Raw genomic sequence first — 25,623 nt, 5'->3', positions numbered from 1 at the left:
TTGGTCAGGGCAGCGCTACTTCTCGGCGGCGCGGTGTCGTCGCGCGCCCATGAGCACCAGTGCACCGAGACCGGTCATCAGCAACGCCGCAGGAATCACCCACGCACCCACGCGTGCGCCCGTCGCGGGCAGGTCCGGTGACGGCGGCACCTGGTGTTCCGTCGCACAGGTGGCATCGGGGTCGCAGACGCCGCGTGGATCGTCCGTGAGGACGACATTGTCGACCGCCAGGTCCCCAGCCCCGGTCACCGTGACCGAATAGGTGATCTCGACAACGTCACCGGGAGCCAGACTTCCCGTCCAGTCCAGGGTCGAACCATCAACCCTGATCGAACCACTGCTCGCCGACGCATCATCGTTGAAGGTGGCATCATCCAGCACGCCGGACAGGTCATCACTCACCCTCGCCTCAGCCACCGGCCCTGCCCCGGTATGGGTCACGGTCACCGAGTACGTGATGACATCACCCTGGCTGACCTGCGAACCGGGACCACCATCAGCGGACTTGGAGTACACGAACCCACCGACCCTGTTCTCCGTGACGCAGTCGGCATCCGAGTCACATCCCGGACTGGTCACCACATTCCGCAACGAACCATCACCAGTACCCACCGGCTGCACCGTCACCGAATAGGAGATCGTCACCACATCGCCGCGTGCCAACGTGCCGTCCCAGTCGATCGTGCCGGACTCGGAATCGTAGGACGCCGCACCGGCCGAGGCCTGCAGATCGTCGTTGTAGACCGCATCATCGAGCACCGCGGTGAGATCGTCACTCAACTCAGCCGGCACACTCCCCTGCCCGGACTGGGTCACGGTCAACGTGTAGGCGACCGTCTCGCCTTCTGCCACACCACCACCCGGAGCAGGATCGGCAGACTTCACCACGCCGTACCCCCCGTAGGGATGACTCGACTGGCACTCCTCGGCCGTGCCGCACCCATCACTGGCCACGGTGTTGTCGACAGAGGTGTCACCCGAACCGGTGACCATGACCGAATACGAGATCGTCACAACGTCATCGATGCCAAGATCACCACTCCACCTCAACTCCTGGGCGTCCTCGTCGAACTCCGCCGCACCAGCCGAAGCAACGAGATCACCATTCCAGACCGCGTCATCCAACACATCAGAGAGGTCATCGACCAACGACGCCCCCTCCACCGCCGCAGCACCCTCCTGTGCCACTGTCAGCGTGTAGGCAACCGTGTCACCATCAGTGACCGCACTACCAGGCGCCGGCTCAGCAGACTTCTCCACCGAGTAGTCACCAACCGGGTGCTCAGTCGCACACGCATCCGACCCACACCCCGGACTCGTCACAACGTTCCCCACCTGTCCGTCGCCAGACGAGACGTCTCCGGCGTCGTCGACAGTCACCGAGTACGTGATCCTGGCACTCCCGCCGTCGAGAAGTGTCCCGTTCCAGTTGAGCGTCGTGCCGGTGACGTCCACCTCGCCGGCAGTAGCGCTGGCGTCACCGTTGTAGCTCGCATCATCGAGCACATCAGACAAGTCATCGCTCACGTTGGCCGCTGCCGAGTCGTTCCCGATCTGCGCGACCTCGATCGTGTAGGTCACCACGTCCCCTGGGTGAACAGCCGTTCCCGGCTCCGGGTCGGAGGACTTCGTCACGACGTAGTTCCCCTCCGCGGCCGGGATTTCCACCGATGCCGAGACATCGACCGGGTTGAACGTCCAATCGTCGATCAGCCGAACGTCACCCCACGGGCCTGTCACACCGTCGTTGGGGTTCCGCGGCGTACAGGGCCAGCCATGCACACCACCGGACACCGAACTGTCCTGCCCGTCACGTCCGTCCAGAACGGGGGGTAGGCAGGACTGATCCCGCTCCTCAGTCTGCAGCTCGGAATCATTCCAGTAGAGCGTCGAGGTACCATCTGCGGTTCCGGTCAACGCCGTGACCGAAATTCCGCCGCGGGACTCGACATCGCCGTTCACGAAGTGAATCTCGCCAGCCTGGGTGATCCGCATCGTCGCGTTGAACCGGGTGGACGGTGAGATCGCGTTTCCTTCACCGTCCAAGCCGTCGAAGGCCACCGACGGTTCCGCGCCGGTGTTGACCGAGACGGGGATCGTGCGATCCACAGTGTCGTCGTAACTGCCGTTTCCATCGGCATCGATCAACAGGTCCGCGTTCCCGACATGATTCGTCTCGAAGGAGAACGTCCCCTCCCGCGTGTCCGGCGTGTCCGGCGTGAATCTCAGCTCCGACACTGTGGGGGGCTGCACGGGAGGCAGAATGAACTGGGTCGCACCGGTCGCATCGGCAGCCGACGCCGGAAGATCAGCCGCAGGAGGAGCGAAGAACATGTTGTACAGCGGGCCGCACTCCTGACCGGAGTTGCTCAGGTGATCGTCGTAGTACGGCCCCGACGGGCGGTCCTCCGCACTCTGATAGGCCGATTCACACGTGCCGTCGTAGACGACGCCGAACTGGTTGGACGAGAACAGGCTCTCGATACCGTAGAAGTCGAAGTAGGACACCTCGTACTGATGGCCGGATGCGCCCACGTACCAGAGCGTGAGGTCGACGAACTCCCGGTTCCACATCAGGAAGCGGTCCGTCCAGACCCGCCCCGGGATAGCCGTTCCGCCATCGGCCACCGTGATGTCCCAGGTGAATGCTCCACCGAAATCACCAGGACGATGCACATCGACCGTCCAGACACCGGATGTCTCCGACGTCATCGGCCCGATCTCACACACGGATCCGAGGGCAGCCCCAGCGGGAGTGGTGCACGTCTGCGTCGCACCATCCGGCGCCGTCACGGTGAAGACCGCAGAGCCAGTGAAACTCCAGCGATTGACCACTTCGAAGGCCGCCGACACTGTCTCCCCCGCATCGGCATACGCATAGAACGTCTGTGATTGGCGGATACCTGTGCCGTCAGGACTCGAAGCCGCGCTCGCCGCGGGAGCCGGCGCAACCGTCGCCTCCACGGCAGCAAGGCCCGTCGCAACGAGCAGCGCGACCGTGAACACTCCGGCCGCCCTGCGCCATCGCGCACGCCTGGACATGACGCTTCTCAATGCGGTACTCATCTGGTCCCTTCAGTGCCCTCGCTGGCCGATGCCTCTCCCCCGAGAGGACGCGAGTGCGCCACACATCGACCGCCGTTCGTCGCAGATTACCGTCTGGCACACGAGCGCACCGGATGAGATCTAGGTGACGCCCGGGTGAGAGCGGGGTGAAATCCACGAGACCGGCACACAAACCGGACCGCGAGTGAGCGGAACGGCGTTCGTTCGCGATCAGAACCCTCACCTCGACACTTCAGGACGCTGACGGTTCAGGCGATCTCGACACGTGCACCCGGAAGGGCACCGAACACCAACGCCACCGAGGAGATCCACGCAGTGAACCAGGACGCCGCGATGGCCACCGCGGAGGCCGTATCGGGCGCCCACGGCGCCAGCAACGCGGCCACCAGGCCGAAGATCGTGGCCGGTGCGACCGCGGGACCTGCCAGCAGGTTCGCGGGCACGGCATACAGCGGGACGGCAGGGTCGAGCAGCAGCAGGACGGGGGTGCAGGCCAGCTGCGCGGCCACCGGCACCGCGACCGCCCACGCCAGCGGCCGGGGCAGCCACTGGCCGAGCCGCTCTGCGAGCGGACCGGTACCAGCGAGCAGGCCACCCGTGGCGAGGACGGAGAGGGCGAAGCCGAAGGAGCGCACCATCCACGGATCCGCGGCCAGCAGCACGATCACGGCAGTGGCGAGCGCCGGGAGCGCGGCACGCGGCCGGCGTAGGCACAGCCCCACCAGGAGCACAGCGCCCATCACCGCCGAGCGCAACACGCTGCCATCCGGACGCACCAGAGCGACGAAGGCGATCAGTACGACCCCGCCGACCCCAGCACGCACCGCCCGCGGTGCCCAGAACATCACCAGGAGTACGACCGCGAGCACCAGCGCCACGTGGGCGCCGGACACAGCGGTCAGATGAGTCAGGCTCGTGTCCCGCATCGCTTGCTGCAGCGCGGGTGGGAGCCCGCGATCGTCCCCCAGCGCGATGCCGGGCACGAGCCCCCGTGCTGCCGGCGGCAGCTCGGTGCTCACCTGCACCAGGCCGCTCCGGAGTTCGGCAACAACGCTCCACCACCCATGCGGTGGGTCGCGTTCCCCCGAGCCGGACGGGAGGACGAGCAAGGCACGGTCGTCACCGCGTTCGGTGGCCGCCAGCCGGCCAACGACGCGCAACTCCGTACCGACGAGCAGGTCGCGCCAGCTCTCGTCCGCAAGCACGAGCACCGGGAGGTCGACGTTCGCGCCGTTCGCAGTGACGAGGATCGCATCAGCGCGGACCCCGGGCCGCCCGTCCAGAGGCACCGGCTCCTTGGTGAGGCGCAACCACACCTCAGCCGTGACGCCGTCGAGAGCCGCCACCTCCTCGGCGCGTTGTTCCACCCGCACGGCGAGGCCGGCCAGCACCACGGCCGCGATCAGCAGTGCAAGCACTCCGGTGGTGGTGCAGGCGTGACCGGTACGAGCATGGTGGCGCCGCCGATGGCACCGTCGTTGGTGCCGCAGCAGTACGGCCGCACCGACGAGCAGGCACAGCACCCCTGCCCAGGTCACCGAGGTCGGCGCGACCAGCCCCGCCCAGCACCCCGCCCAGGTGAGGCCCGCGGCCGGAGCGAGGCGCCAGTCATGCGCGGGAGATCCGCTCACACCCGGACCCGGTCCCGCACTCTCTCAAGCGTCGCCGGTCCGATGCCGGAGATCTCGAGCAATTGATCAACCGAAGCGAAGCCACCGGCCTCCTCGCGCCAGGCGATGATGTCGGCAGCCCGGGCCGGGCCGACTCCTGGCAGGCTCTGCAAGGCAGCGGCGTCTGCGGTGTTCAGGTCCACCACGGTGCTTCCGTCCTGGCCCGGAGTGCCCGGCCCCGCCGCTCCTGAGCTGTTGCCCCCCGGTGGTGCGTTCTCCTCCGTGGTCGGTAGATACACCTGCTGGCCGTCGATGACCGGTGCAGCCAGGTTGACGGCGTCGAGGTCAGCGTTCGGGACCGCTCCCCCGGCGCCGTCGATCGCATCAGCGACCCGCGACCCGGCCGGCAGCACGACCAGTCCTGGCTCGTGCACCGCCCCGGCCACGTGCACCAGAGTGTGTGCCTCGGACGCCCCGCCAGTCGGCTCCTGGGTGGGCACCGCGCTGGGCGTGGACACCACGCTGGGCATGGGCATCGGCGCCACGCTCACGGGCGGGGACCCCAGGACCAGCACACCCGCTCCGAGCAGACCGAGCACCAGCACCACGATCCCGACCCGGGCCACCACCACGGTGCGGATCCCCCGCTTCCCGGACCGGCGCCGTACACGCGTGTCGGAGGACGCCACGGCCGGACGGTACGCGGCCACGGTGGCGCGGCGGAGACGGTCACGGGCATCGCTCACGCGGGCACGCTAACCAGTGGTCCGACACGGGTGTGCGGTGCGTCTCGGCCCCTGTGGACAGCGGTGCATCGGGACGGCCGTGGGGATGAACATTCGTTGTCCATCGAGCGCCCCGGGTGCCGACCCCGCTAGTCTCGGCGCTCATGAGCGAGATGAGCGAGGCAGAACTGGCGGCACTGCGGGCAGCAGCGGCTCAGGCCGAGGCGGAGGCCGCGGCGGCGCGGGCCGAAGCAGCGAAGGCGGCTCTGGCGGCCGCGGAGGCGCGGGCGGGCACTGGGGCTGATCCTGCGCCCCGTGGGGTTGAGCCTGCGCCGTCGGCCCCGCCTGCGCCGTCGGCCCCGCCTGAGCCGGCAGCCCCGGCGGACCTGAGCGAGCAGGCGGCAACGATCGCGGCCGGCTACCGCACGGACGTCCCGCACCTGCCCCTGGGGGCCCTGGTGGAGGCGGACGAGCCGGTGCCCGGTGTGCAGATCGGAGTACCGCTCGCGGTCCTGAACCGGCACGGCCTGGTGGCCGGCGCCACCGGCACCGGGAAGACCCGCACCCTGCAGGGCATGGCCGAGGGTCTCTCCGAGGCGGGGGTGCCGGTGTTCCTGGCCGACATCAAGGGCGATCTCTCCGGCCTGGCGGTGCCGGGCGAGAGCAGCGACAAGCTCCTCGAGCGCACCTCCGGGATCGGGCAGGGCTGGAGCCCAACGGACTACCCGGTGGAGTTCTACAGCCTCGGCGGCATCGGCAAGGGCGTACCGATCCGCACCACAGTGACCGACTTCGGTCCATTGCTGCTCGCCAAGGTGCTCGACCTGAACGAGACCCAGGAGTCCGCCCTCACCCTGATCGTGCACTGGGCGGACCAGCAGGGCCTGGCGCTCCTCGACCTCAAGGACCTGCGGTCGGTGATCGCCTATCTCACCAGCGACGAGGGTAAGGACGAGCTGACGGGCATCGGTGGCGTGGCCAGCTCCACCGCCGGGGTGATCCTGCGGGAGGTCTCCGCCCTCGAGGCACAGGGCGGCGACGCCTTCTTCGGCGAACCGGCGTTCGCGACCGCAGACCTGCTGCGCACGGTCGAGGACGGGCGCGGGGTCATCTCCGCGCTGGAGCTGCCCGCCCTGCAGGACCGGCCCGCGGTCTTCTCCACCTTCCTGATGTGGCTGCTCGCGGACCTCTTCGGCGAACTGCCAGAGGTGGGGGACGCGGAGAAGCCGAAGTTGGTGTTCTTCTTCGACGAGGCGCACCTGTTGTTCAACGGGGCGTCGAAGGCATTCACGGAACAGGTGGTGCAGACTGTCCGGCTGATCCGCTCCAAGGGGGTCGGCATCTTCTTCGTCACCCAGACGCCCAAGGACGTGCCCGACGACGTGCTGGCGCAGCTGGGCAGCCGGGTGCAGCACGCGCTGCGGGCACACACCCCGAACGACGCGAAGGCGCTGCGTGCCACGGTGCGCACCTACCCCACCTCCGGCTACGACCTCGAGGAGTTGCTCACCTCGCTCGGCACCGGTGAGGCGGTCGTCACCGTGCTGGACGACGAGGGGGTCCCCACCCCGGTGGCGTGGACGCGGATGCGCGCCCCGCGCGCCTCGATGGACCCGGCCCCCGAGCAGGCCATGGACCAGCGGATCGCCGCCTCACGGGGTCAGGAGAAGTACGGCGCCGCGGTGGACCGGGAGTCCGCCTTCGAGCTGCTCTCCCAACGCATCGAGGCCGAGGAGAAGTCCGCCGAGGAGGAAGCGGCAGCAGCGGCGAAGGCCGACGAGCTCGAGGAGATGGAGGCCAAGCTCCGCAAGGAGGCCGAGTCCGCCCGGAAAGCCGAGGAGCGTGCGGCGCAGCAGCGGGCCCGGGCGGGCCGGTCCGTGCTCACCTCGGTGCTCCGCAGCGCCGGCACGGTCGTCGCCCGGGAGGTCACCCGCTCGCTGTTCGGCACCCGGCGGCGCCGCCGCTGACTCAGGCGGGCACGATGTTGACCAGCTTGGGGGCGCGCACGATGACCTTGCGCACCCCGGCGCCGTCCAACGCACGCTGCACCCCGGGTGCGGCCAGTGCCAGAGCCTCCAGGTCGCCGTCGGAGATCGACGGGGAGACCTCCAGACGGTCGCGCACCTTGCCCTTGACCTGCACCACGCAGGTGACGGTGTCCTCCACCAGCAGCGCCTCGTCCACCTCCGGCCAGGAGGTGCGCGCGATGGTGGGCTCGTGGCCGAGCCGCTCCCACATCTCCTCGGCCGTGTAGGGCGCCACCAGGGAGAGCAGGATCGCGACCGTCTCGGTCGCCTCCCGCACCGCCGGGTCGGCCGGGCCGCAGCCGGAGTCGATCGCCTTCCGGGTGGCGTTCACCAGCTCCATCGTGCGGGCCACCACCACGTTGAACCGGTGCGCCTCGATCAGGGAGGCCGCCTCGTGCAGGGTCTTGTGAGTCACCTTGCGCAGGGCGGGATCGCCCTGGACTACCGAGGTCCCGACGGCGGAGGTCACGTCTCCCGCCAGGCGCCACGCCCGCTGCAGGAACCGCAGCGACCCGGCTGGGGACATGTCCGCCCAGTCGATGTCGTCCTCCGGGGGGCCGGCGAAGACCAGGGTGAGACGCACGGCGTCCACCCCGAACTCGTCCAGCTGCTCACCGAGGTTCACGCCGTTGCCCAGGGACTTGCTCATCTTCTTGCCCTGGTTGATCACCACGCCCTGGTTCAGTTGGGCGGCGAACGGCTCGCGGACCTCCAGCAGGCCCATGTCGGCCAGGACCTTGGTGAAGAAGCGCGCGTACAGCAGGTGCAACACGGCGTGCTCCACACCGCCGACGTAGATGTCGGCCGCCATCCAGGCGTTGGTGAGCTCGGGGTCGAACGCCTGGGTGTCGTCGTTCGGTGAGCAGTACCGCAGGAAGTACCAGGAGGAGTCCACGAAGGTGTCCATCGTGTCCGTGTCCCGCTTCGCCGGTGCGCTGCAGCTCGGGCACGGCACGTTGACCCAGTCGGTGGCGGTGGCGAGCGGGGAGACACCCTTGGGCTTGAGGTCGGCGCCGCGCATGTCGGGCAGCGTGACCGGCAGCTGGTCCTCGGGCACCGGCACGGCGCCGCAGGACTCGCAGTGGATGATCGGGATCGGGCAACCCCAGTAGCGTTGCCGGCTGAGCAGCCAGTCACGCAACCGGAAGTTCACGGCGCCGGTTCCGGTGCCCGCGGCCTCCAGCCGCTCCACGATCCGGCTGATCCCGGTGGCCTTGTCGCTCAGGCCGTCCAGTTCGCCGGAACTGACGTAGGTGCCGTCGCCGGTGGTGGCGATCCCGGAGGTTTCCGGGTTCTCCTCGCCGGTGTCGATCACGCGACGCACCGGCAGGTCCATGGCGCGGGCGAAGTCCAGGTCGCGCTGGTCGTGCGCGGGCACCGCCATGATCGCGCCGGTGCCGTAGTCGGCCAGCACGTAGTCGGCGGCCCACACCGGCACCTGCTCGCCGTTGACCGGGTTGGTGGCGGTGATGCCCAGGTCCACGCCGGTCTTCGGCCGGTCGGTGGACATCCGCTCGATGTCGGACTCCCGGCGGGTCTGCTCCAGGTACTCCTGGTAGGCGGTGCGGCGGTCCGGGGCCACGATCTCCCCGGCCAGGCCAGCGTCGGCGGCGACCACCATGAAGGTGGCGCCGTAGAGGGTGTCCGGGCGGGTGGTGTAGACGGTCACCGACCGGTCCGAGCCGTCGGCCAGGTGCAGGCTGAAGTCGACGTGCGCACCCTCGGAGCGGCCGATCCAGTTCCGCTGTGCCGTGACCACCCGGTCCGGCCAGGTCGGGCCGAGCGTGTCCAGGTCGTCCAGCAGCTCCTGGGCGTACTCGGTGATCCGGAAGTACCACTGGTTCAGCTCACGCTTGGTGACCTCGGCACCGCACCGCTCGCACCGCCCGTCCACGACCTGCTCGTTCGCGAGCACGGTCTGGTCGTTCGGGCACCAGTTCACCGGCGAGTACTTCTGGTAGGCCAGACCACGCTCGGCGAACTTCAGGAACAGCCACTGGGTCCAGCGGTAGTACTCCGGGTCGGAGGTGTGCAGCCGGCGGGACCAGTCGAAGCTGATGCCGAACTTCTTGAACGAGGCCGCCTGGGTCTCGATGTTGCCGTAGGTGTAGGTGGCGGGGTGCTCGTCATTGCGGATGGCGGCGTTCTCGGCCGGCAGGCCGAAGGAGTCCCAGCCCATCGGGTTCATCACCTCGAACCCGCGCAGCCGCCAGTACCGGGCGATCACGTCGTGCAGGGCGGTGACCTCGGCGTGCCCCATGTGCAGGTCCCCGGAGGGGTAGGGGAACATCGTCAGCGCGTACTTCTTCTCCTTCGCGCCGGAGACCACGGCAGCGTCGTCGGCGCGGAAGGGCTGGAGCTCCTCCCACACGGGGAGCCACTTTGCCTCCAGCTCGTGCGGGTCGTAGCCGGCCGGTTCGCTGCTGCGTGTCTCGCTCATCCCTCGTCTTCCGTTCGTGGGGTCCTGGGCACAAAAAAGCCCCTCACGCAGAGGGGCGGCCGCGGCGATGGAGTTACCGTCGCGGCTCGGTAAGGAGCAGGACCGACGTCATGGGCACATGGTAGCGCACCGCGTCACCACGAGGGTGGCCTGGATGTCGCGATCGCGCCGGATCTCGACACTCATGCCACCCTCGCGGCAGCCTGGGTGAGACGGGCCGCCTCTCGGCCCGCACGCTCGACGCGGGCCGCCAGCTCCGCACCGGGCGCTCCGGCGACGGCGAAGTCGTCCTTCGCGGCGTAGACAGCCGTCGGCACCACGAGGGCGCCGAAGTAGGCGAACAGCGGCCGCATCGCCTGGTCGATCATCAACTGGTGCCGCGAGCTTCCGCCGGTGGCGGCGAGGAGCACCGGCTTGCCACGCATCGCCACCGGGTCCACCAGGTCCCAGAACCCCTTGAACAATCCGGCGTAGGAGCCACGGAAGACGGGTGTCCCGGCCACCACCAGATCGGCGCGCTCTACGGCCCGCAGCGACTCGTCGAGGGTCGCCGACCCCAGCCCCATGACGGTCGCCTCCGCGATGTCGGAGGCCAGGTCGCGCACGTCGATGGTCCGGGTGCTCACTCCGGGTGCCGAGGCCGCGACCTCACGCACCAACGCGTCGGTGAGCGAACGGGTACTGGAGGGGAATCCCACTCCCCCGTTGACGGCCACCACCTGGATGGCCTCGTCTGTCTGTGTCGTCATGCCGATCCCTCCTCGTGGGTGGCTCGCTGGAGCTTGGTGCAGATCCGTACCAGCTGCGCCTGTTCGTCCTCGGTGAGCACGCCGTCGACCATCCCGGTGATCGAGCGGACGTGCCTGCGGCCGACCCGGCGCTGCAGCTCGGCCCCGCGCTCGGTGAGCGCGACCACCACACCGCGACCATCGCCGTCAACCACTCTCCGCTCCAGCAGCCCATCGGCGGCGAGCCGGTCCACCATCCGGGACAAGCTCGGCTGGCTGAGCAGCAGGTTCGGCACCATGTCCCGCATCCGTGCCGCGCCACCGCACCGGGAGAGCGTGAACAGCACGTCATACTCCCGGGCGCTGAGCGGCTCGAAGTCCTTGGCAGCCTCGAAGTGGCGCATCAGGTGCACCTGCGCGCGGAACAGCGCCTCCCAGGCGGGGGCCGCCGTCGTGGCACTCATCGTGCCCTCCTCGCGCTCATCGGGGCACCGCACTGCCGGACATCGGGTCCACGGCGAACTGCGGGGTGAGGTCCACCGGTCCACCGGCGGCCTCCACCCGGGCGGCGTGGGTGGGCCCGTGCGGTACGTGCGCGGGCCGGTTCTTGGCCAACTCCTTGCGCAGCACCGGCACTACTTCATCACCGAGCAGGTCGAGCTGCTCCAGCACGGTCTTCAGTGGCAGGCCGGCGTGGTCCATCAGGAACAACTGGCGCTGGTAGTGGCCGAAGCTCTCGGTGAAGCTGAGGGTCTTGTCGATGACCTCCTGCGGGCTGCCCACGGTGAGCGGGGTGGCCTCGGTGAACTCCTCCAGGCTGGGGCCGTGCCCGTACACCGGCGCATTGTCGAAGTACGGCCGGAACTCGTTCACGGCGTCCTGGGAGTTCTTCCGCATGAACACCTGGCCGCCGAGCCCGACGACCGCCTGGTCGGCGCTGCCGTGCCCGTAGTGCTCGAACCGCTCCCGGTACAGCCCGATCAACTGCTGGAAGTGCTGCTTCGGCCAGAAGATGTGGTTGGCGAAGAACCCGTCCCCGTGGAAGGCGGCCAGCTCGGCCACCTGCGGGGTGCGGATCGATCCGTGCCACACGAACGGGGCCACGCCGTCCAAGGGGCGCGGGGTCGCGGTGAAGCCCTGCAGGGGCTTGCGAAAGCGGCCCTCCCAGTCCACCACCTCCTCGTCCCAGAGGCGGCGCAGCAGCTGGTAGTTCTCCACGGTCAGCGGTACCGCCTGGCGCGGGTCCTGCCCGAACCAGGGGTAGACCGGTCCGTGGTTGCCGCGCCCGAGCATCAGGTCCACCCGGCCGCCGGCCAAGTGCTGCAGGTAGGCGTAGTCCTCGGCGATCTTCACCGGGTCGTTCGTGGTGATCAGGGTGGTGGACGTGGACAGGATGATCCGCTCGGTCTGCGCGGCCACGTACGCCAGGAACGTCGTAGGCGAGCTCGGCACGAAGGGCGGGTTGTGGTGCTCGCCGGTGGCGAACACGTCCAGACCGACCTCCTCGGCGTGCTTGGCGATGGTCGCCATCGCCATGATCCGCTCGTGCTCGGTGGGTGTGCGGCCGGTCGTGGGGTCCGTGGTCACGTCCCCGACGCTGAAGATCCCGAACTGCATGATGTCCCTCTCGTCTGCTGCCGTGGTTCTCACGGTACCTAATTCATGCGTTTGCATGAACTTCTGAGAGGTGTAACGCCACACACGTCGAGGTATTCCCGCACGCGTCAGTCGACTCCTGCCCGGCCGTCAGGTGGTGATGGCCCCCGCCTGGGCCACCACGGCGGCCACCAGCTCGGTGTCCTCGCCCAGTCCGGGCTGCAGGGTCTCCAGCACGGCCCCGGCCACGTCGGCCGCGTCCCCGGCGTTCGCGGCCTCCTGCGCAGGCCCGGCACCGGCGTCCTGGACCGGCGCCCCGATACCGCGCAGGTGCAGGATCCAGCCGGCCAGCGTGGTCGCACAGCCGGTCGGAAGCCGGCCGGCGGCGCGGTCGGCGTTCAGCGTCGGCAGAGTGCGCACCGGGAGCTTCTGCGACCCGTCGTAGGCGATCTGGGCGGTGAGGTGGCGCACCCTCGGGTTCTCGTACCGCGCGATCAGTGCGGCGCGGTAGGCCTGCACCTCCTCGCCCGGCAGGCCCAGGTTGCGCTCGGCCTCGTCCCAGTACTGCTCCACCCAGGCCCGGCACTGCGGGTCGGCGATGGCGGCATCGATGGTCTCGTGACCCCGAGCACTGCCCACGTACGCCAGCTGGGAGTGCGACCCGTTCAGCAGCCACAACTTGCGGCGCTCGTGCGGGGCCACATCATCGACGATCTGCGCGCCGGCGTCCTCCCAACGGGGGCGTCCGTTGGGGAAGGTCCCGGAGATGACCCACTCGGAGAACGGCTCGGTGGGCACCGGGGAGGCGTCGGCGTAGCCGAGCCGTTGCTCCACCAGGGCGCGGTCGTCGTCGGTGGTGGCCGGGGTGATCCGGTCCACCATCGAGGTGGCAAAGTCCACGTGCTGCTCGATCCACGGCACCAGGGACTCGTCCACGGCGGCCGCTCCACCCAGCACCAGGGCGCGCGCGACGTCACCGTTGTCCGGGAGGTTGTCGCACGGCAGGATCGTGATCGCGGTCGCCCCCGCCGCACGGCGGGCGAGTAGTCCTGCGACCAGCTTCATCGGTGCCGAGGTCACCACCGCACGAGGGTCGGCCCGCAGCGCCGTCACGTCGGCGGCCACGTCGTCGGCCGTCAGATCCAGGTTCCCGACGGCGTCCCTGCGGTAGCCGTGCTCGGTCACCGTCAGGGTCACGACGGCGAGTGCCGGGTCCTCGAGGTAGGTCAGGTAGGCCTCGTGATCGGTGGCCGGGTGCACGGCGACGATCGAGGAGATCACCTCGAGCTCGTCACCGGCGGCAGACTTGGTGATGAGGGTGTAGAGCCCGTCCTGCGGGCCGAGAGCGTCGGCCTGGTCGGGCCGCCGGCCGGTGAAGGCGGCGATGCCCCACTCCTCGGCGTCCGGCGCCTGGTGGGTGTACCAGGCCTGGTGGGCGCGGTGGAAGTTGCCCACGCCGAGGTGCACGATCCGCACCGGGGCCGAGCCGGCGGGCAGGCCATCGAGGCCACGGGCGAGGCGCTGCGTCATCGTGACTCACCTCCGAGCTTGAAGACCTTCCGCGGGTTGGCAACGACGAGGTCCTGGATGGCCTCGTGCGCTTCGTCCTCTCCCAGCCGGTGCTCGACCACGAGTTCGGAGAGGTAGCCGGCGTCGAGGCGGCGGCTCATGTCGTGCCGGGCGGGGATGGAGCAGAACGCGCGGGTGTCGTCGATGAAGCCGGAGGTGCGGGAGAACCCGGCGGTCTCAGTCACCGCGGAGCGGAACCGGCGGATCGCCTCGGGGGCGTCGATGAACCACCACGGCACACCCACGTAGACCGACGGGTAGAAGCCCGCCAGCGGGGCGAGCTCGCGGGAATAGACCGTCTCGTCGATGGTGAAGAGCACCAGGTTGAGATTCGGGTGCGTGCCGTAGGCGTCCAGGAGCGGCCGCAGCGAGTCGGTGTACTCCACCGAGATCGGGATGTCGCAGCCGACGTCGGGGCCGTAGGTGTCGAAGGTGGCCGTGTGGTGATTACGCCGCACCCCCGGGTGGATGGTCATCACGAGGCCGTCCTCGCAGGACATCCGGGCCATCTCGCTGAGCATGTGCCGCCGCAGGGCGGTCGCCTCCTCCTCGGTGGCGGTGCCGGCGCGCGCAGCAGTGAAGATCCGGCTCGCCTCGGCCTCGTCGAGGATCACAGTGACGGCGTCGATCACGCCGTGGTCGGCGGAGACCGCACCACGGGAGACGAAGTAGCGCCGCCGCTCCTCGAGGGCCGCGACGTATCCAGCGTAGTCGCCGGTGTCGATGCCGGAGACCTGGCCCAGACGGTCCACGTCCGCGGCCCAGGTGGCCAGGGCCGGATCGAGGTACTTGTCCGGCCGGAAGGTGGGCACCACGCGAGGGGCGAAGGTCGAGTCGGCGGCGAGGGTGGCGTGCTCGTCGAGCGAGTCGCACGGGTCGTCGGTGGTGGCAAGCACGTCGATGCCGAAGGCATCCATGAGGGCCCGGGGCCGGAAGCCGGGCTCTGCGAGCTTGGCTGCGATCTGGTCGTAGATCGCGTCCGCGGTCTCGGCGCTGGGCCGGACGGTCACCCCGAAGATGCCGGCCAGCTCCTCCTCGAGCCAGTACCGCACCGGGGTGCCACGGTAGGCGGACCAGTGGGTGCACAGGGCGGTGAACGCGGCACGGGCCGCACTGTCGTCAAGCGGACCACGGCCTACGCCGAGGTCGCTGAGCGGCACCCCGTGGGCGTGCAGCATCCGGGTGATGTAGTGGTCCGGTGTGATCAGCAACGAGGTGGGGTCCCGGAACGGGGTGTCCTCGCTGATCCAGCTCGGCGGGACGTGCCCGTGCGGGGAGATGATCGGCAGATCCTTGACGGACTCGTAGAGGCGGCGCGCGATAGGCCGCCGCTCACGGTCTGCCGGGAGTAGCCGGTCCGGGTGCAGCTCGAGAGAAGGCGTCGTCGTAGGCACGAGCCCCACGCTGGCCCGGCCACCATCGCAAGGCAACCCGTTGCCACGAGTTGCCCGCCGTTCACTCTGTCAGGTCCCGCACTCGACGCCGCTCGATCAGCGCCCCGCCGGGGCGTTCGTCGCGCACCTCGGCACCGTCCTCGACCCACCCGTGCCGCTCGTAGAAGCCGGCGGCGCGATCGTTCCCGACCAGCACCAGCAGGTACGCGCGGGCATAGCCCACCTCACGCAGGGCGTCCTCGATGGCGACCATCAGCGCGTGGCCCACCCCGGTGGACCAGTGGTCGGGGTCGGCGTAGAGCCCGTAGAGCTCCCCGGCGCCGGACCACTCGGGGTCGCGGGCCGGGCCGGCCACCGCCCATCCGATCACTGCCCCGTCGTCGTCGACGGCCACCAGCTCGGCATCTTTGGCCCGGGTGTCCCAGGTCGCGGTGCGCCGCTCCGCCTCCCGGTCCGCATCCAAAGAATCGAGCATCTCCTCCGGCACCAGTCCGCGATAGGCGGCATGCCAGCCGGCGATCCGCAGCTCGCTGATCGCCCGGGCGTCCCCACGCACGGCGGCACGGACCCTCACGAGCGAGCCTCCGCCGTCGAGCCGCGCGCGATCAGCCGGGTCGGCAGACGTACCGGCTCGGTGGCGCGCGAGCGCGCCCCGCGTGCCAGGGCGAGCGCGTTGCTCGCCCCTGTCTCACCGAGGGCGCGCAACGGGGCGGCGACGGTGGTCAGCGCCGGGGTCACCAGCTCCCCCACCGGGGTGTTGTCGAACCCGACCACGCTCACGTCCTGCGGCACCCGCACCCCCAGTGTCGTCAGCCGGCGGATCACCCCGATCGCCACCATGTCGTTGTAGGCGACCACGGCGCTGGTGCGATGTGCGTCCCAGTCCACGACCGCCGTCTGACCACCCGCCACAGTCGGGGCTACCGGCCCCACTCGTCGTAACCGCAGGCCGAGCTCCTCGGTCGCAGCGCGCAGACCGCGCCACCGCATCCCGTCCGCCCAGGACGCCTCCGGCCCGGCCACATAGGTGACCTGCCGGTGCCCGAGCTCGAGCAGGTGCTCGGTGATCCGGCGCATCGCCGGCTCGAAATCGACCAGCACGCACGGCACGCCGGCGACCTCCCGGTTCAGGACAACCAACGGCTCCACCTTCGCCACCTGGCGGATGGCGGCGTCGGACATCCGAGAGCTGGAGAGCACGATCGCGTCCACGGAGCCGAGCGCCCGGTCGACCATGGCGCGTTCCTTCTCGGCCGACTCCTCGGTCTCGGCCAGCAGCATCGTGTACCCGGCGTGGTCGCACGCCCGGCCCGCGCCGCGCACCACCTCGGCGAAGACCGGGTTCGTCACGTCGGCCAGCACCACGGCGAGCATGCCGGTGCGGGTGGTACTCAACGCCCGGGCCTGAGGGTTCGCGCGGTAGCCGAGCTCGGCCGCGATCGTGCGGATCCGTTCGGCCGTCTCGGCGTTCACGCGCCCCGGCCGGGAGAAGGCCCGAGAAACCGTGGACGGCGCCACGCCGGCCTTCTCGGCGACGTCATAGATGGTCGTCGTCTGCTTCCCGCCCGCTCTACTCGACACGGCTCCACGGTAGGCGGGGCTTGCAACAAGTGGCAACCGCTTGCCGCTCCGCGCACCTGGGCCGTTGGCTGGCAACCATGTGGACGCTCTCTGGATTCGTGGACGAGATCGATACCGACTTCGACCGCCAGGTGGAAGTGGCGACCGGGCTGGGACTCACGCACATCGAGTTCCGCAGCGCATGGGGCACGAACGTGCTGGACCTGACGAACGAGCAGCTGGGGCGGGTCTCGGACACGCTGGCCGACACCGGCCTGAAGGTCTCGGCGATCGGGTCGCCGATCGGCAAGATCGGCATCGGAGACGACTTCGCCCCGCACCTGAATCGGATGAAGCACGCCGCCGAGGTGGCGCACCGGCTCAAGGCCCCCTACATCCGGCTGTTCTCATTCTTCCTCAACGGTGCCGAGCCGGAGTCCGTGCGAGACGAGGTGTTGCGCCGGATGGACGCGCTGGCCACCGTCGGTGCCGCCGAAGGTCTGGTGCTGCTGCACGAGAACGAGAAGGAGATCTACGGCGACGTGCCGCAGCGGTGCCACGACATCGTCACCAGCGTGGACAACGACCACCTGCGGCTGGCCTGGGACGCGGCGAACTTCGTGCAGTGCGGAGTGCGGCCGTTCACTGACGGATACGAGCTGCTCCGCCCGCACACCGTGTACATCCAGATCAAGGACGCCCTGCTCGCAGACGGGCACGTGGTCCCGGCCGGTCAGGGCGACGGGGAGGTCGCCGAGACGATGCGGGCGCTCGCGGCAGACGGTTTCGACGGGTTCTTCTCCCTCGAGCCGCACCTGAGTGCCGTCGGCACCTTCGGCGGGTTCTCCGGGCCGGACCTGTTCACCGAGGCGCACCGCGCCTTCACCCAGCTCCTGGACGCCGAGGGGATTCAGTACGCCTGAGCGCCATGAGTAGCATGCCGAGGGTGCCGACTCCGGAACCCACATCCAGCCCTGAACCTCCGACGGCAGCGATCGTCGGCTGCGGAGACATCTCCGCGGTCCACCTGGAGGCGCTCCAGGATCTCCAGATCGATGTGGTGGGCGTGTGCGACGTCGACCCGGAGCGCGCCCGTACCGTTGCCCAGCGCCTCGACGTGCCGGCCTTCACCGACCATCGTGAGCTGCTCGCTGCGACCACACCGAGCGTGGTGCACGTGTGCACCCCGCACGCCGAGCACGTGCCGGTGGCCATCGACGTCCTCGCTGCCGGGGCACACCTGCTGCTGGAGAAGCCGGTCGCCGACTCCCCCGCTCAGGCGCGTGTGCTCTGTGACGCCGCCGACGCGGCGGCACACCAGGGCGTTCGCTCCGGTGTGGTTTATCAGAACCGGTACAACCCGCCGAACCAGCGTCTGCACGAGCTGATCACCTCCGGTGCCCTCGGTCGCGTGCACGGGGCGAGGGCCGCCGTCACCTGGCACCGCACCGCCGAGTACTACGCGGCGAGACCCTGGCGCGGCACCTGGACCGGTGCGGGAGGCGGTGTGCTGATGAACCAGGCGATCCACACCTTGGACCTGCTGCTCTGGATGCTCGGCCCGGCCACTGCTGTGCGCGGGCAGGCCGCCACGCATGCTCTCGCCGAGGCGATCGAGGTGGAGGACACCGCCGAGCTGCTGATCACCCACGACGGCGGAGCCTCCTCGACCATGTACGCCACCAATGCCTATCCCGTGAACGCTCCGGTGAGCGTGCAGGTGCACGCCGAGTTGGCCACGGCGACCGTGGCCGGTGATCTCGTGGTCGCCTGGAACGACGGCCGCAGCGAGACCGTGGCCGCCCAGGCGCCCGGCAGCGTGGGCCGGGCGTACTGGGGCGATTCGCACCGGATCCTGATCGAGGACTTCTACGCCCGACTGGGTGAGGAGGCACCGTTCTGGATCAGCCCGCGGGACGGTCTGGCGACGGTGCAGGCGATCCATCAGGTGTATGACGCCTCGCCTGCTCTGCGACACCCCGCGGACGCGAGGTCGTGAGACACCGTCGCACCGGCACGCTCTTCCTGGCACGATCAGTGCAGTGCTGGTCTCACGACCGGCCCGAGCCCGCAATCCTTCGGAAGGACCCTAGATGACCTCCTCTGCCAATGCTCACGTCGGAGTGGTCGGACTGGCGGTGATGGGGCGTAACCTCGCCCGCAACTTCGCCAACAACGGCTACACGGTGGCGCTGTACAACCGCACCACCGCCCGCACCGACGACCTGATGGCCGCCCACGGTGACGACGGCTCGTTTGTCCCGTCCACCACCATCGAGGAGTTCGTGGCCAGCCTGGAGCGGCCCCGCCGGATCGTGATCATGGTGCAGGCCGGTGCCGGCACGGACGCCACCATCGAGTCACTGCTGCCGCACCTCGAGGAAGGCGACATCGTGGTGGACGGCGGGAACGCCCACTACGAGGACACCCGCACGCGCGAGGAAGCACTGCGTGCCAAGGGCCTGCACTTCTTCGGCGTCGGCATCTCCGGTGGTGAGGAAGGCGCCCTGAACGGCCCCTCGATCATGCCCGGCGGCTCCAAGGAGGGCTACGAGGCGATCGGCCCGCTGCTGGAGACCGTCGCCGCCTCCTACGACGGCACTCCGTGCTGCACCTACATCGGCCCGGACGGTGCCGGTCATTTCGTGAAGATGGTGCACAACGGCATCGAGTACGCCGACATGGAGTTCATCGCGGAGGCCTACGATGTGCTGCGCTCGGCCGGCCTGACCGTGCCGGAGATCTCGGCAGCGTTCCGCGAGTGGAACACCGGGGACCTGGACTCGTACCTGATCGAGATCACCTCCGAGGTGCTCGACCAGACCGACGCCACCACCGGCAAGGCGCTGGTGGACGTGATCGCCGACTCCGCCGGGCAGAAGGGCACCGGCCGGTGGACGGTGCAGATCGCCCTCGATCTGGGCGTGCCGGTGAACACGATCGCCGAGTCGGTCTTCGCCCGCTCGGTCTCCGGTCACCTGGACCTGCGTGCCGCCGGCCGGGAGCACTTGAGCGGCCCGGCCCACTCGTTCACCCCGGAGGACAAGGCCGCGCTGATCGAGGACGTGCGCCAGGCGTTGTGGAGCGCGAAGGTCGTGGCCTACGCGCAGGGTCTACACCTGATTCGCTCCGCGAGCGAGCAGTACGGCTGGGACATCGATGTTGCTGGCGTGGCGACGATCTGGCGGGCCGGCTGCATCATCCGCGCCCGCCTGCTGGAGCGGATCCGTTCCGAGTACGCCGCCGGCCAGCTCCCCACCCTGCTCGCCGCCCCGAGCATCGCTGCCGGGCTGGCCGACGCCTCCGACGGCACCCGCCGGGTGCTCGCGCGGGCGTTCGAGGCCGGGGTGCCGGTGCCTGGGTTCGCGGCTGCGGTGTCCTACTACGACGCGGTCCGTGCCGAGCGGCTGCCGGCGGCCCTGATCCAGGGGCAGCGGGACTTCTTCGGTGCGCACACCTATCAGCGGGTGGACACCGAGGGCACCTTCCACACCGAGTGGTCCGCCGACCGGTCCGAGACCCGGCTCGACTGAGGTCCACTGCACGGATGAGCGAATCAGGAACCACTCCGACGGCGGCCGGCGCGGCTGAGGCCGTCGCCGCCGCCGTCGCGGGTGGTCACCTCGACCCTGAGGTGCTCGAGGTGGCCGACCGGGCGCGGGCGGTGCTGCGTGGCTCCGGTCCGCTCGGGGTGGCCTACTCCGGTGGAGTGGACTCCGCCGCGCTGCTGGCACTCGCTGTGCTCGAGCTCGGTGCCGACCAGGTGGTCGCGGTGCTCGGGGTCTCCCCCAGCCTGGCCACCGACGAACGGATCGCAGCCCACGACGTGGCCGCGGTGATCGGTGCACGGGTGGTGGAGGTGCACACTCGCGAAGCCGAGAACCCCGCGTACCAGCGCAACGCCCTGGACCGGTGCTTCCACTGCAAGGACGAGCTGTTCACCCGGATCTCCGACGAGGTGGTGGCCGCGCACGGGTTGCGCGCGGTCGCCTACGGGGAGAACGCCGACGACGCCGCTCGCCCGGACCGGCCAGGCGCCCAGGCCGCGACGAACCACCAGGTGCTGCGCCCATTGGCCGAAGCCGGGGCGACGAAGGAGCAGGTGCGCGCCATCGCACGCGCGTTTGCCCTGCCGTGCGCGGACAAGCCCGCCGCCCCGTGCCTGGCCTCGCGGATCCCGCATCACCAGAGCGTCACGCCCGAGAAGCTGCGGCAGGTGGAGCAGGTAGAGGCGGGTCTGCGGCGCTTCGGTTTCACCGACTCCCGGGTGCGTCACCACGGCGACGTCGCCCGGATCGAGCTCCTTGAGGAGGAGCTGGCACGGTCGGTGCAGCCCGAGGTGCGTTCCGAGCTGCACGCGCTGGTGACCTCAGCCGGGTTCCGGTTCGCTGCGGTGGACCTGCGCGGCATCCAGTCCGGGGCGTTCTCCCTGACGCTGCTGGGCGCCCATGACTGAGCCCTGGCACCCGCCCGCGGAGTTCGCCCGGCTCGACACCGACCGATTCGCCCGGCGCGGATATCCCGAGGCCGTGTTCTGCTCCGGAAAAACCCCGGAGCAGGTGCGGGCGATCGCTACACAGATCGGTGCCTCGTGCGACTCAGATTCTCCTGCACCGGTGCTGTTCACCCGCGCCACCCGCGAGCACGCACAAGCGGTCCTGGAGGCCCTCCCCGACGCGGCCGACCACGCCGACGCCGGAATGCTCGCCTGGCCGTCCGAGCCACCGCCGGCGGTCGGGGGCGCAGTGCTGGTGCTCACCGCAGGTACCTCCGACCTCCCGGTCGCCCGGGAAGCACAGCTGACGGCGACCTACCTGGGCCGGAACGCTTCCCTGATCTCCGATGTCGGGGTGGCGGGGTTGCACCGGATCGTCGGTGAGCTCGACGCGCTCCGGGCAGCCGACGCGATCGTGGTGGCGGCGGGGATGGACGGTGCGCTCCCCAGCGTGGTGGCCGGACTCGTGGAAGTTCCGGTGGTCGCACTGCCCACCTCGGTGGGGTACGGTGCCGCGTTCGGGGGATCGCGCCGCTCCTGACCATGCTGAACGCGTGCGCTCCGGGCGTCGCCGTGGTGAACATCGACAACGGCTACGGAGCGGGCCACCTCGCAGCCCAGATCGCTCACACCTCTCGGACCGCCTCATAACACCTGGATACAGAGCCGCGAGCCCGACGGTCCACATCAGGACCGAGACCCGCTAGAATCACCGGCATCCCTGCACCGTGCAGGAGTGAGACAGGATGGAGACCATGGCCGCCACCGGCGACTATGACAGTACCGGCGCACCACAGCATGCGGATTCCGCCGAGGAATCCGACTCTTTGGAGGGTCACAGACCCTGGCCCGACGGCGTCTCGCCCGGGCCCCCCGTACTCTCACCTTCCGGCGAGCCTGAGCAGGCACGTCGATGATCGAGATTCTCTTCCTCATCCTTGCCATGGCACTCGTGGTCGGATGCGGCGCCTTTGTGGCCGCCGAGTTCGCCTTCGTCACGGTCAACCGTGCGCAGGTGGAGGCCGACGCCGCCGCCGGTGATCGTGGCGCGACGCGCGTTCTTGGTGCACTCCGCACCTTGTCCACCCAGCTCTCCGGCGCCCAGCTAGGGATCACGGTCACCAACCTCGCGATCGGGTACCTGTCCGAGCCGTCGATCGCCCGACTGCTGCAGGGGCCACTGGACAGGTCCGGCCTCAGCGAGACGGCAGCGCGCTCGGTCTCCCTGACCGTCGCGATGCTGCTGGCCACCGCAGTGACGATGATCGTCGGCGAACTGATCCCGAAGAACCTCGCCATCGCTGCACCGATGCGCACCGCCAAGGCGGTGGTCAGGTTCCAGCGTGGCTTCACGTGGGTCAACACCTGGCCGATCCGGTTCTTCAACGGCACTGCCAACCGCATCCTGCGCCTGATGGGGATCGAACCGCAGGAGGAGCTGGCCTCGGCCCGCTCCGCTGAGGAACTCTCCGCACTGGTGCGCCACTCTGCTCGCGAAGGCACGCTTGCCGAGGACACCGCGGAACTGGTGGAACGCTCGCTCGCGTTCGGTGACCGGCGTGCGCGGGACGCGATGACCCCGCTCTCGCAGGTGATCAGCATGCGGCCGGAGGACTCGCTCACCGACCTGATCCGGGCGGCGAAGAGCTCCGGACACTCGCGTTTCCCGGTGATCGAGATGACCCAGGACAGTGGTCACACCGAGTCGCACGTGCTCGGCCTGGTGCACGTGCGCGGCGCGCTCTCGGTGCCGTTCGACCGGCGGGACATCACCCCCGTCTCGCAGGTGGTCACCGATGCGACGCTCGTTCCGGACTCGCTCGAGCTGGACACGCTGATGGACGACCTGCGCGACGGCGGACTGCAGATGGCCGTCCTGATCGACGAGTTCGGCTCCCCCGCGGGGCTGGTCACGCTCGAGGACCTGGTCGAAGAGATCGTCGGCGAGGTGAAGGACGAGCACGACGAGAACGAGCCGGAACCGGTGGCCGCTGACGACGGGACGTGGGCGATCCCGGGCTTGATGCGCGTGGACGAGGTGAGCGAACTCATCGACGCGGAGCTGCCCGAGGACGAGGCTTACGACACGATCGGCGGTCTGCTGGCCGACGAGCTGGAACGGCTCCCCGAGCCCGGTGACCACATCGAGCTCACCGTGGACCGACAGGAGTCCGAGGGCCAGTTGCTGGTGCGTTTCGAGGTGGTCAGCCTGGATGGGCACCGCGTGGACACGGTGCGCCTCGAACTCACTCCGATCACCCCGGACGAGGACGACGACCAGGACGAGATCCAAGACACGGCCACGAAGCGTGGGTCGACTGGGGAATCACCGGAGGACGCGCCCGAGGACGAGACAGGAACCGGGGACGCGGACGCTCCCACCGACCACGATCAGCGAACGGAGGCCGACCGATGAGCGACGGCTGGACCATTCTGCTGACGGTGGCTCTTCTCGCCATGAACGCGTTCTTCGTGGGTGCGGAGTTCGCGTTGGTCTCCGCACGCCGTACCAAGATCGAACCTGCTGCAAAGGCAGGCAAGCGCGTCGCTCGCATCACACTGTGGGCGATGGAGCGTGTCTCTCTCATGATGGCCGGTGCGCAGCTGGGCATCACGGTGTGCTCGCTGCTGTTGCTCCAGGTGAGCGAGCCGGTGATCGCGCATGCCATCGAGGACCCGCTGCTCGCGGCCGGCGTCGGTGAGTCTCTGGTGCACCCGATCGCGTTCGTCATTGCGTTCGCGCTGATCACCTTCCTGCACGTGGTGCTCGGCGAGATGGTGCCCAAGAACATTGCTCTCGCGGGACCGGAACGCAGCGCCATGGTGCTCGGGCCGCCGCTGGCGGGTCTGGTGCGGGTGCTCTATCCCATGCTGTGGGTGCTGAACCAGATCGCGAACATGGCCCTGCGCCTGCTGCGCATCGAGCCGAAGGACGAGGTGGCGAGCACCTATACCCGCGATGAGGTGGCCGGACTGGTCGCCGAGTCCCGGAACGGCGGGCTGCTGGAGCTCAATGACGAACGGTTGCTGATGGGGGCGCTGCAGTTCGCCGACCGTCAGATCTCCGCCGTGCTGCTCCCGGTGCAGACGGTGCGCACGATGCCGGAAGGGATCACCCCGGCAGCAGCGGAGGCGGTCTCCGCCGAGGGGTTCTCCCGGTTTCCGGTCAAGCGCAGTGACGGCTCCCTTGCCGGGTATGTGCACATCAAGGACCTTCTGGAGACCGATCCTGCGCAGCGGGACCAGCCAGTCGCACCTGAGGTGGTGCGCACCATGCCGGTCGTGCAGGCGACAGACTCGCTACGCACAGCGCTCGCCACCATGCAGTCCGGTGGTGCGCACCTGGCCGAGGTTCGTGACACTGGTGACATCACTCTGGGTGTGGTGGCCCTGGAAGACGTGCTGGAGGAACTGGTCGGCGTGATCCGGGATGACTCCCGCCGTCCGCGCCGCGCCTGAGCCCTCCTGTTCCCGAGCTCATTCGCAGGGCACGGTGCTGGGCTTCGGCCGACGCTCAGAAGACGGTGAGCCAGTCCGCGCCGAGGCCGAAGGCCGCTGCTGCCACCACGAGGAGATACCAGATCACGGTGATGAGCCACCGGTTCGGAACGACGAATGCTCTGACACCGTCCGGGACAGGTAGCGAGCCGTTCTGCATCGCACGTGCCACCGTGTGCACGAAGAACGGGATCATCACCAGCCACACCACGAGGCAGTACGGGCACAGAGCTCGGATCTGGGTGATCGCTTGGTACTGCAACCAGGTGACGAATCCGATCCCGAACGTGGCACCGACGAGAAGTCCGCGCCAGTACCACCGGGGCAGTCGGAGTCGAACGAGGAGCAGGATGCCCGTCGTGATGAGCACCGGGAAGGCCACCATCCCGATCACCGTGTTCGGGATCCCAAGAACACTCGACTGCCAGCTGCCGAGGAACATGCCGCAGCCGACCAGTGGATTGATGTCACATGCGGGAACGTAGTTCGGGTCAGCAAGCACTCGGAGGTAGTCGAGCATCAGCTCGATCGCTGCCAGCACACCGAGCACCCCGGCCACGATCGTCAGGATCGCGTACTCCCTGCGCGTCCCACCAGCCTGCTCGTGCTCGCTCGGCTGGCCGCGACCGAGTGAGCTCGTGGCGACCGGGAACTCGTCTGCGTACTCGTCGTCGGTATCGTCAGCGTCACCTTCGGTGCCCACGGCTTCGACGGGCTCGTCGGGCACACGATCGCTCGTCTCGTCGTGTGCGGGACTGCGCCCATCTTCAGAAGCCGACGAGTTTCCCTGAGTGCCTGCGTGCGAGCGTCTCACCCCCACAGTATGCGTCATCGTCACAGCCCGCGGTCAGTGGACCAGGTGCGCGCTGGTGTTCACTCCAGGTAGTCCTGAGCATGCCGGTGGCCCCGTCGACG

At 69.3% G+C, this 25,623-nt stretch carries 20 protein-coding genes; 8 read left to right on the top strand and 12 right to left on the bottom strand.

The features are described from left to right. Positions 1-15 precede the first annotated feature (15 nt). The 3 genes from BLU77_RS05990 to BLU77_RS22555 form a co-directional block, all read right to left on the bottom strand. Positions 16-2,712 (bottom strand): DUF7927 domain-containing protein, encoded by a 2,697-nt coding sequence (locus BLU77_RS05990; protein WP_175476956.1) that lies wholly within the window; start codon positions 2,710-2,712, stop codon positions 16-18. A 602-nt stretch (positions 2,713-3,314) separates the two neighbouring features. Further along, positions 3,315-4,697, bottom strand: coding sequence for a ComEC/Rec2 family competence protein (locus tag BLU77_RS05985; RefSeq protein WP_089772120.1), 1,383 nt, complete (start codon positions 4,695-4,697; stop codon positions 3,315-3,317). Next, positions 4,694-5,422, bottom strand: a complete 729-nt coding sequence (locus BLU77_RS22555; RefSeq protein WP_245708688.1) for a ComEA family DNA-binding protein — start codon at positions 5,420-5,422, stop codon at positions 4,694-4,696. Before BLU77_RS22555 ends, BLU77_RS05985 begins: the two co-directional genes overlap by 4 nt. A 143-nt stretch (positions 5,423-5,565) precedes the next feature. On the opposite strand from BLU77_RS22555, the gene BLU77_RS05975 reads away from it, so the two are divergent. Beyond that, on the top strand, positions 5,566-7,368 hold the full coding sequence (locus tag BLU77_RS05975; protein WP_089773014.1) for a helicase HerA-like domain-containing protein: 1,803 nt from the start codon (positions 5,566-5,568) through the stop codon (positions 7,366-7,368). Between the two features lies 1 nt (position 7,369). On the opposite strand, the gene leuS is transcribed toward BLU77_RS05975, so the two are convergent. The 8 genes from leuS to BLU77_RS05935 form a co-directional block, all read right to left on the bottom strand. After that, entirely contained in the window at positions 7,370-9,868 is a 2,499-nt protein-coding gene (leuS, locus tag BLU77_RS05970) for a leucine--tRNA ligase (protein ID WP_089772119.1), read from the bottom strand. Between the two features lie 182 nt (positions 9,869-10,050). Continuing rightward, positions 10,051-10,617 carry a CE1759 family FMN reductase gene (locus BLU77_RS05965; protein WP_089772118.1) on the bottom strand — a complete coding sequence of 189 codons (567 nt, stop codon included), beginning with the start codon at positions 10,615-10,617 and terminating at the stop codon, positions 10,051-10,053. Then, positions 10,614-11,060: a MarR family winged helix-turn-helix transcriptional regulator gene (locus tag BLU77_RS05960; protein WP_089773013.1), complete on the bottom strand. Its 447-nt coding sequence runs from the start codon at positions 11,058-11,060 to the stop codon at positions 10,614-10,616. The genes BLU77_RS05965 and BLU77_RS05960 overlap by 4 nt, the downstream gene beginning before the upstream one ends. 16 nt (positions 11,061-11,076) lie before the next feature. Beyond that, positions 11,077-12,213 carry an LLM class flavin-dependent oxidoreductase gene (locus tag BLU77_RS05955; protein WP_089772117.1) on the bottom strand — a complete coding sequence of 379 codons (1,137 nt, stop codon included), beginning with the start codon at positions 12,211-12,213 and terminating at the stop codon, positions 11,077-11,079. A 129-nt stretch (positions 12,214-12,342) separates the two neighbouring features. Beyond that, on the bottom strand, positions 12,343-13,722 hold the full coding sequence (locus BLU77_RS05950) for a mannitol dehydrogenase family protein (RefSeq protein WP_089772116.1): 1,380 nt from the start codon (positions 13,720-13,722) through the stop codon (positions 12,343-12,345). Beyond that, the gene (gene uxaC / locus BLU77_RS05945) at positions 13,719-15,155 is read right to left on the bottom strand and encodes a glucuronate isomerase (protein ID WP_089773012.1); all 1,437 of its coding nucleotides are present in this window, start codon (positions 15,153-15,155) and stop codon (positions 13,719-13,721) included. Before uxaC ends, BLU77_RS05950 begins: the two co-directional genes overlap by 4 nt. A 61-nt stretch (positions 15,156-15,216) precedes the next feature. After that, positions 15,217-15,729 carry a GNAT family N-acetyltransferase gene (locus BLU77_RS05940; RefSeq protein WP_089772115.1) on the bottom strand — a complete coding sequence of 171 codons (513 nt, stop codon included), beginning with the start codon at positions 15,727-15,729 and terminating at the stop codon, positions 15,217-15,219. Further along, positions 15,726-16,736 carry a LacI family DNA-binding transcriptional regulator gene (locus BLU77_RS05935; RefSeq protein ID WP_089772114.1) on the bottom strand — a complete coding sequence of 337 codons (1,011 nt, stop codon included), beginning with the start codon at positions 16,734-16,736 and terminating at the stop codon, positions 15,726-15,728. The genes BLU77_RS05940 and BLU77_RS05935 overlap by 4 nt, the downstream gene beginning before the upstream one ends. A 77-nt stretch (positions 16,737-16,813) precedes the next feature. Between BLU77_RS05935 and BLU77_RS05930 the strand changes: the two genes are divergently transcribed. The 7 genes from BLU77_RS05930 (at position 16,814) to BLU77_RS05900 (ending at position 24,669) form a co-directional block, all read left to right on the top strand. Beyond that, complete coding sequence (locus BLU77_RS05930) at positions 16,814-17,638, top strand: sugar phosphate isomerase/epimerase family protein (protein WP_089772113.1); 825 nt, start codon at positions 16,814-16,816, stop codon at positions 17,636-17,638. Positions 17,639-17,661: 23 nt separating this feature from the next. After that, complete coding sequence (locus BLU77_RS05925; RefSeq protein WP_245708687.1) at positions 17,662-18,714, top strand: Gfo/Idh/MocA family protein; 1,053 nt, start codon at positions 17,662-17,664, stop codon at positions 18,712-18,714. Between the two features lie 94 nt (positions 18,715-18,808). Continuing rightward, positions 18,809-20,248 (top strand): NADP-dependent phosphogluconate dehydrogenase, encoded by a 1,440-nt coding sequence (gene gndA / locus BLU77_RS05920; RefSeq protein ID WP_089772111.1) that lies wholly within the window; start codon positions 18,809-18,811, stop codon positions 20,246-20,248. Positions 20,249-20,262: 14 nt separating this feature from the next. Next, positions 20,263-21,171 carry an ATP-dependent sacrificial sulfur transferase LarE gene (gene larE, locus BLU77_RS05915; RefSeq protein ID WP_139177629.1) on the top strand — a complete coding sequence of 303 codons (909 nt, stop codon included), beginning with the start codon at positions 20,263-20,265 and terminating at the stop codon, positions 21,169-21,171. Further along, entirely contained in the window at positions 21,164-21,751 is a 588-nt protein-coding gene (larB, locus tag BLU77_RS05910; RefSeq protein WP_342741452.1) for a nickel pincer cofactor biosynthesis protein LarB, read from the top strand. Before larE ends, larB begins: the two co-directional genes overlap by 8 nt. A gap of 372 nt (positions 21,752-22,123) precedes the next feature. Then, the gene (locus BLU77_RS05905) at positions 22,124-23,626 is read left to right on the top strand and encodes a hemolysin family protein (protein ID WP_089772110.1); all 1,503 of its coding nucleotides are present in this window, start codon (positions 22,124-22,126) and stop codon (positions 23,624-23,626) included. Beyond that, positions 23,623-24,669 carry a hemolysin family protein gene (locus BLU77_RS05900; RefSeq protein ID WP_089772109.1) on the top strand — a complete coding sequence of 349 codons (1,047 nt, stop codon included), beginning with the start codon at positions 23,623-23,625 and terminating at the stop codon, positions 24,667-24,669. The genes BLU77_RS05905 and BLU77_RS05900 overlap by 4 nt, the downstream gene beginning before the upstream one ends. Before the next feature lie 55 nt (positions 24,670-24,724). Here BLU77_RS05900 and BLU77_RS05895 read toward each other — a convergent pair whose 3' ends face one another. Beyond that, entirely contained in the window at positions 24,725-25,435 is a 711-nt protein-coding gene (locus BLU77_RS05895) for a vitamin K epoxide reductase family protein (protein WP_175476955.1), read from the bottom strand. Between the last annotated feature and the right edge of the window lie 188 nt (positions 25,436-25,623).

Origin of the sequence: Ruania alba (assembly GCF_900105765.1) — a bacterium.
Lineage (GTDB): Bacteria > Actinomycetota > Actinomycetes > Actinomycetales > Beutenbergiaceae > Ruania > Ruania alba.
This window is presented reverse-complemented; position numbering and strand designations above follow the sequence as displayed.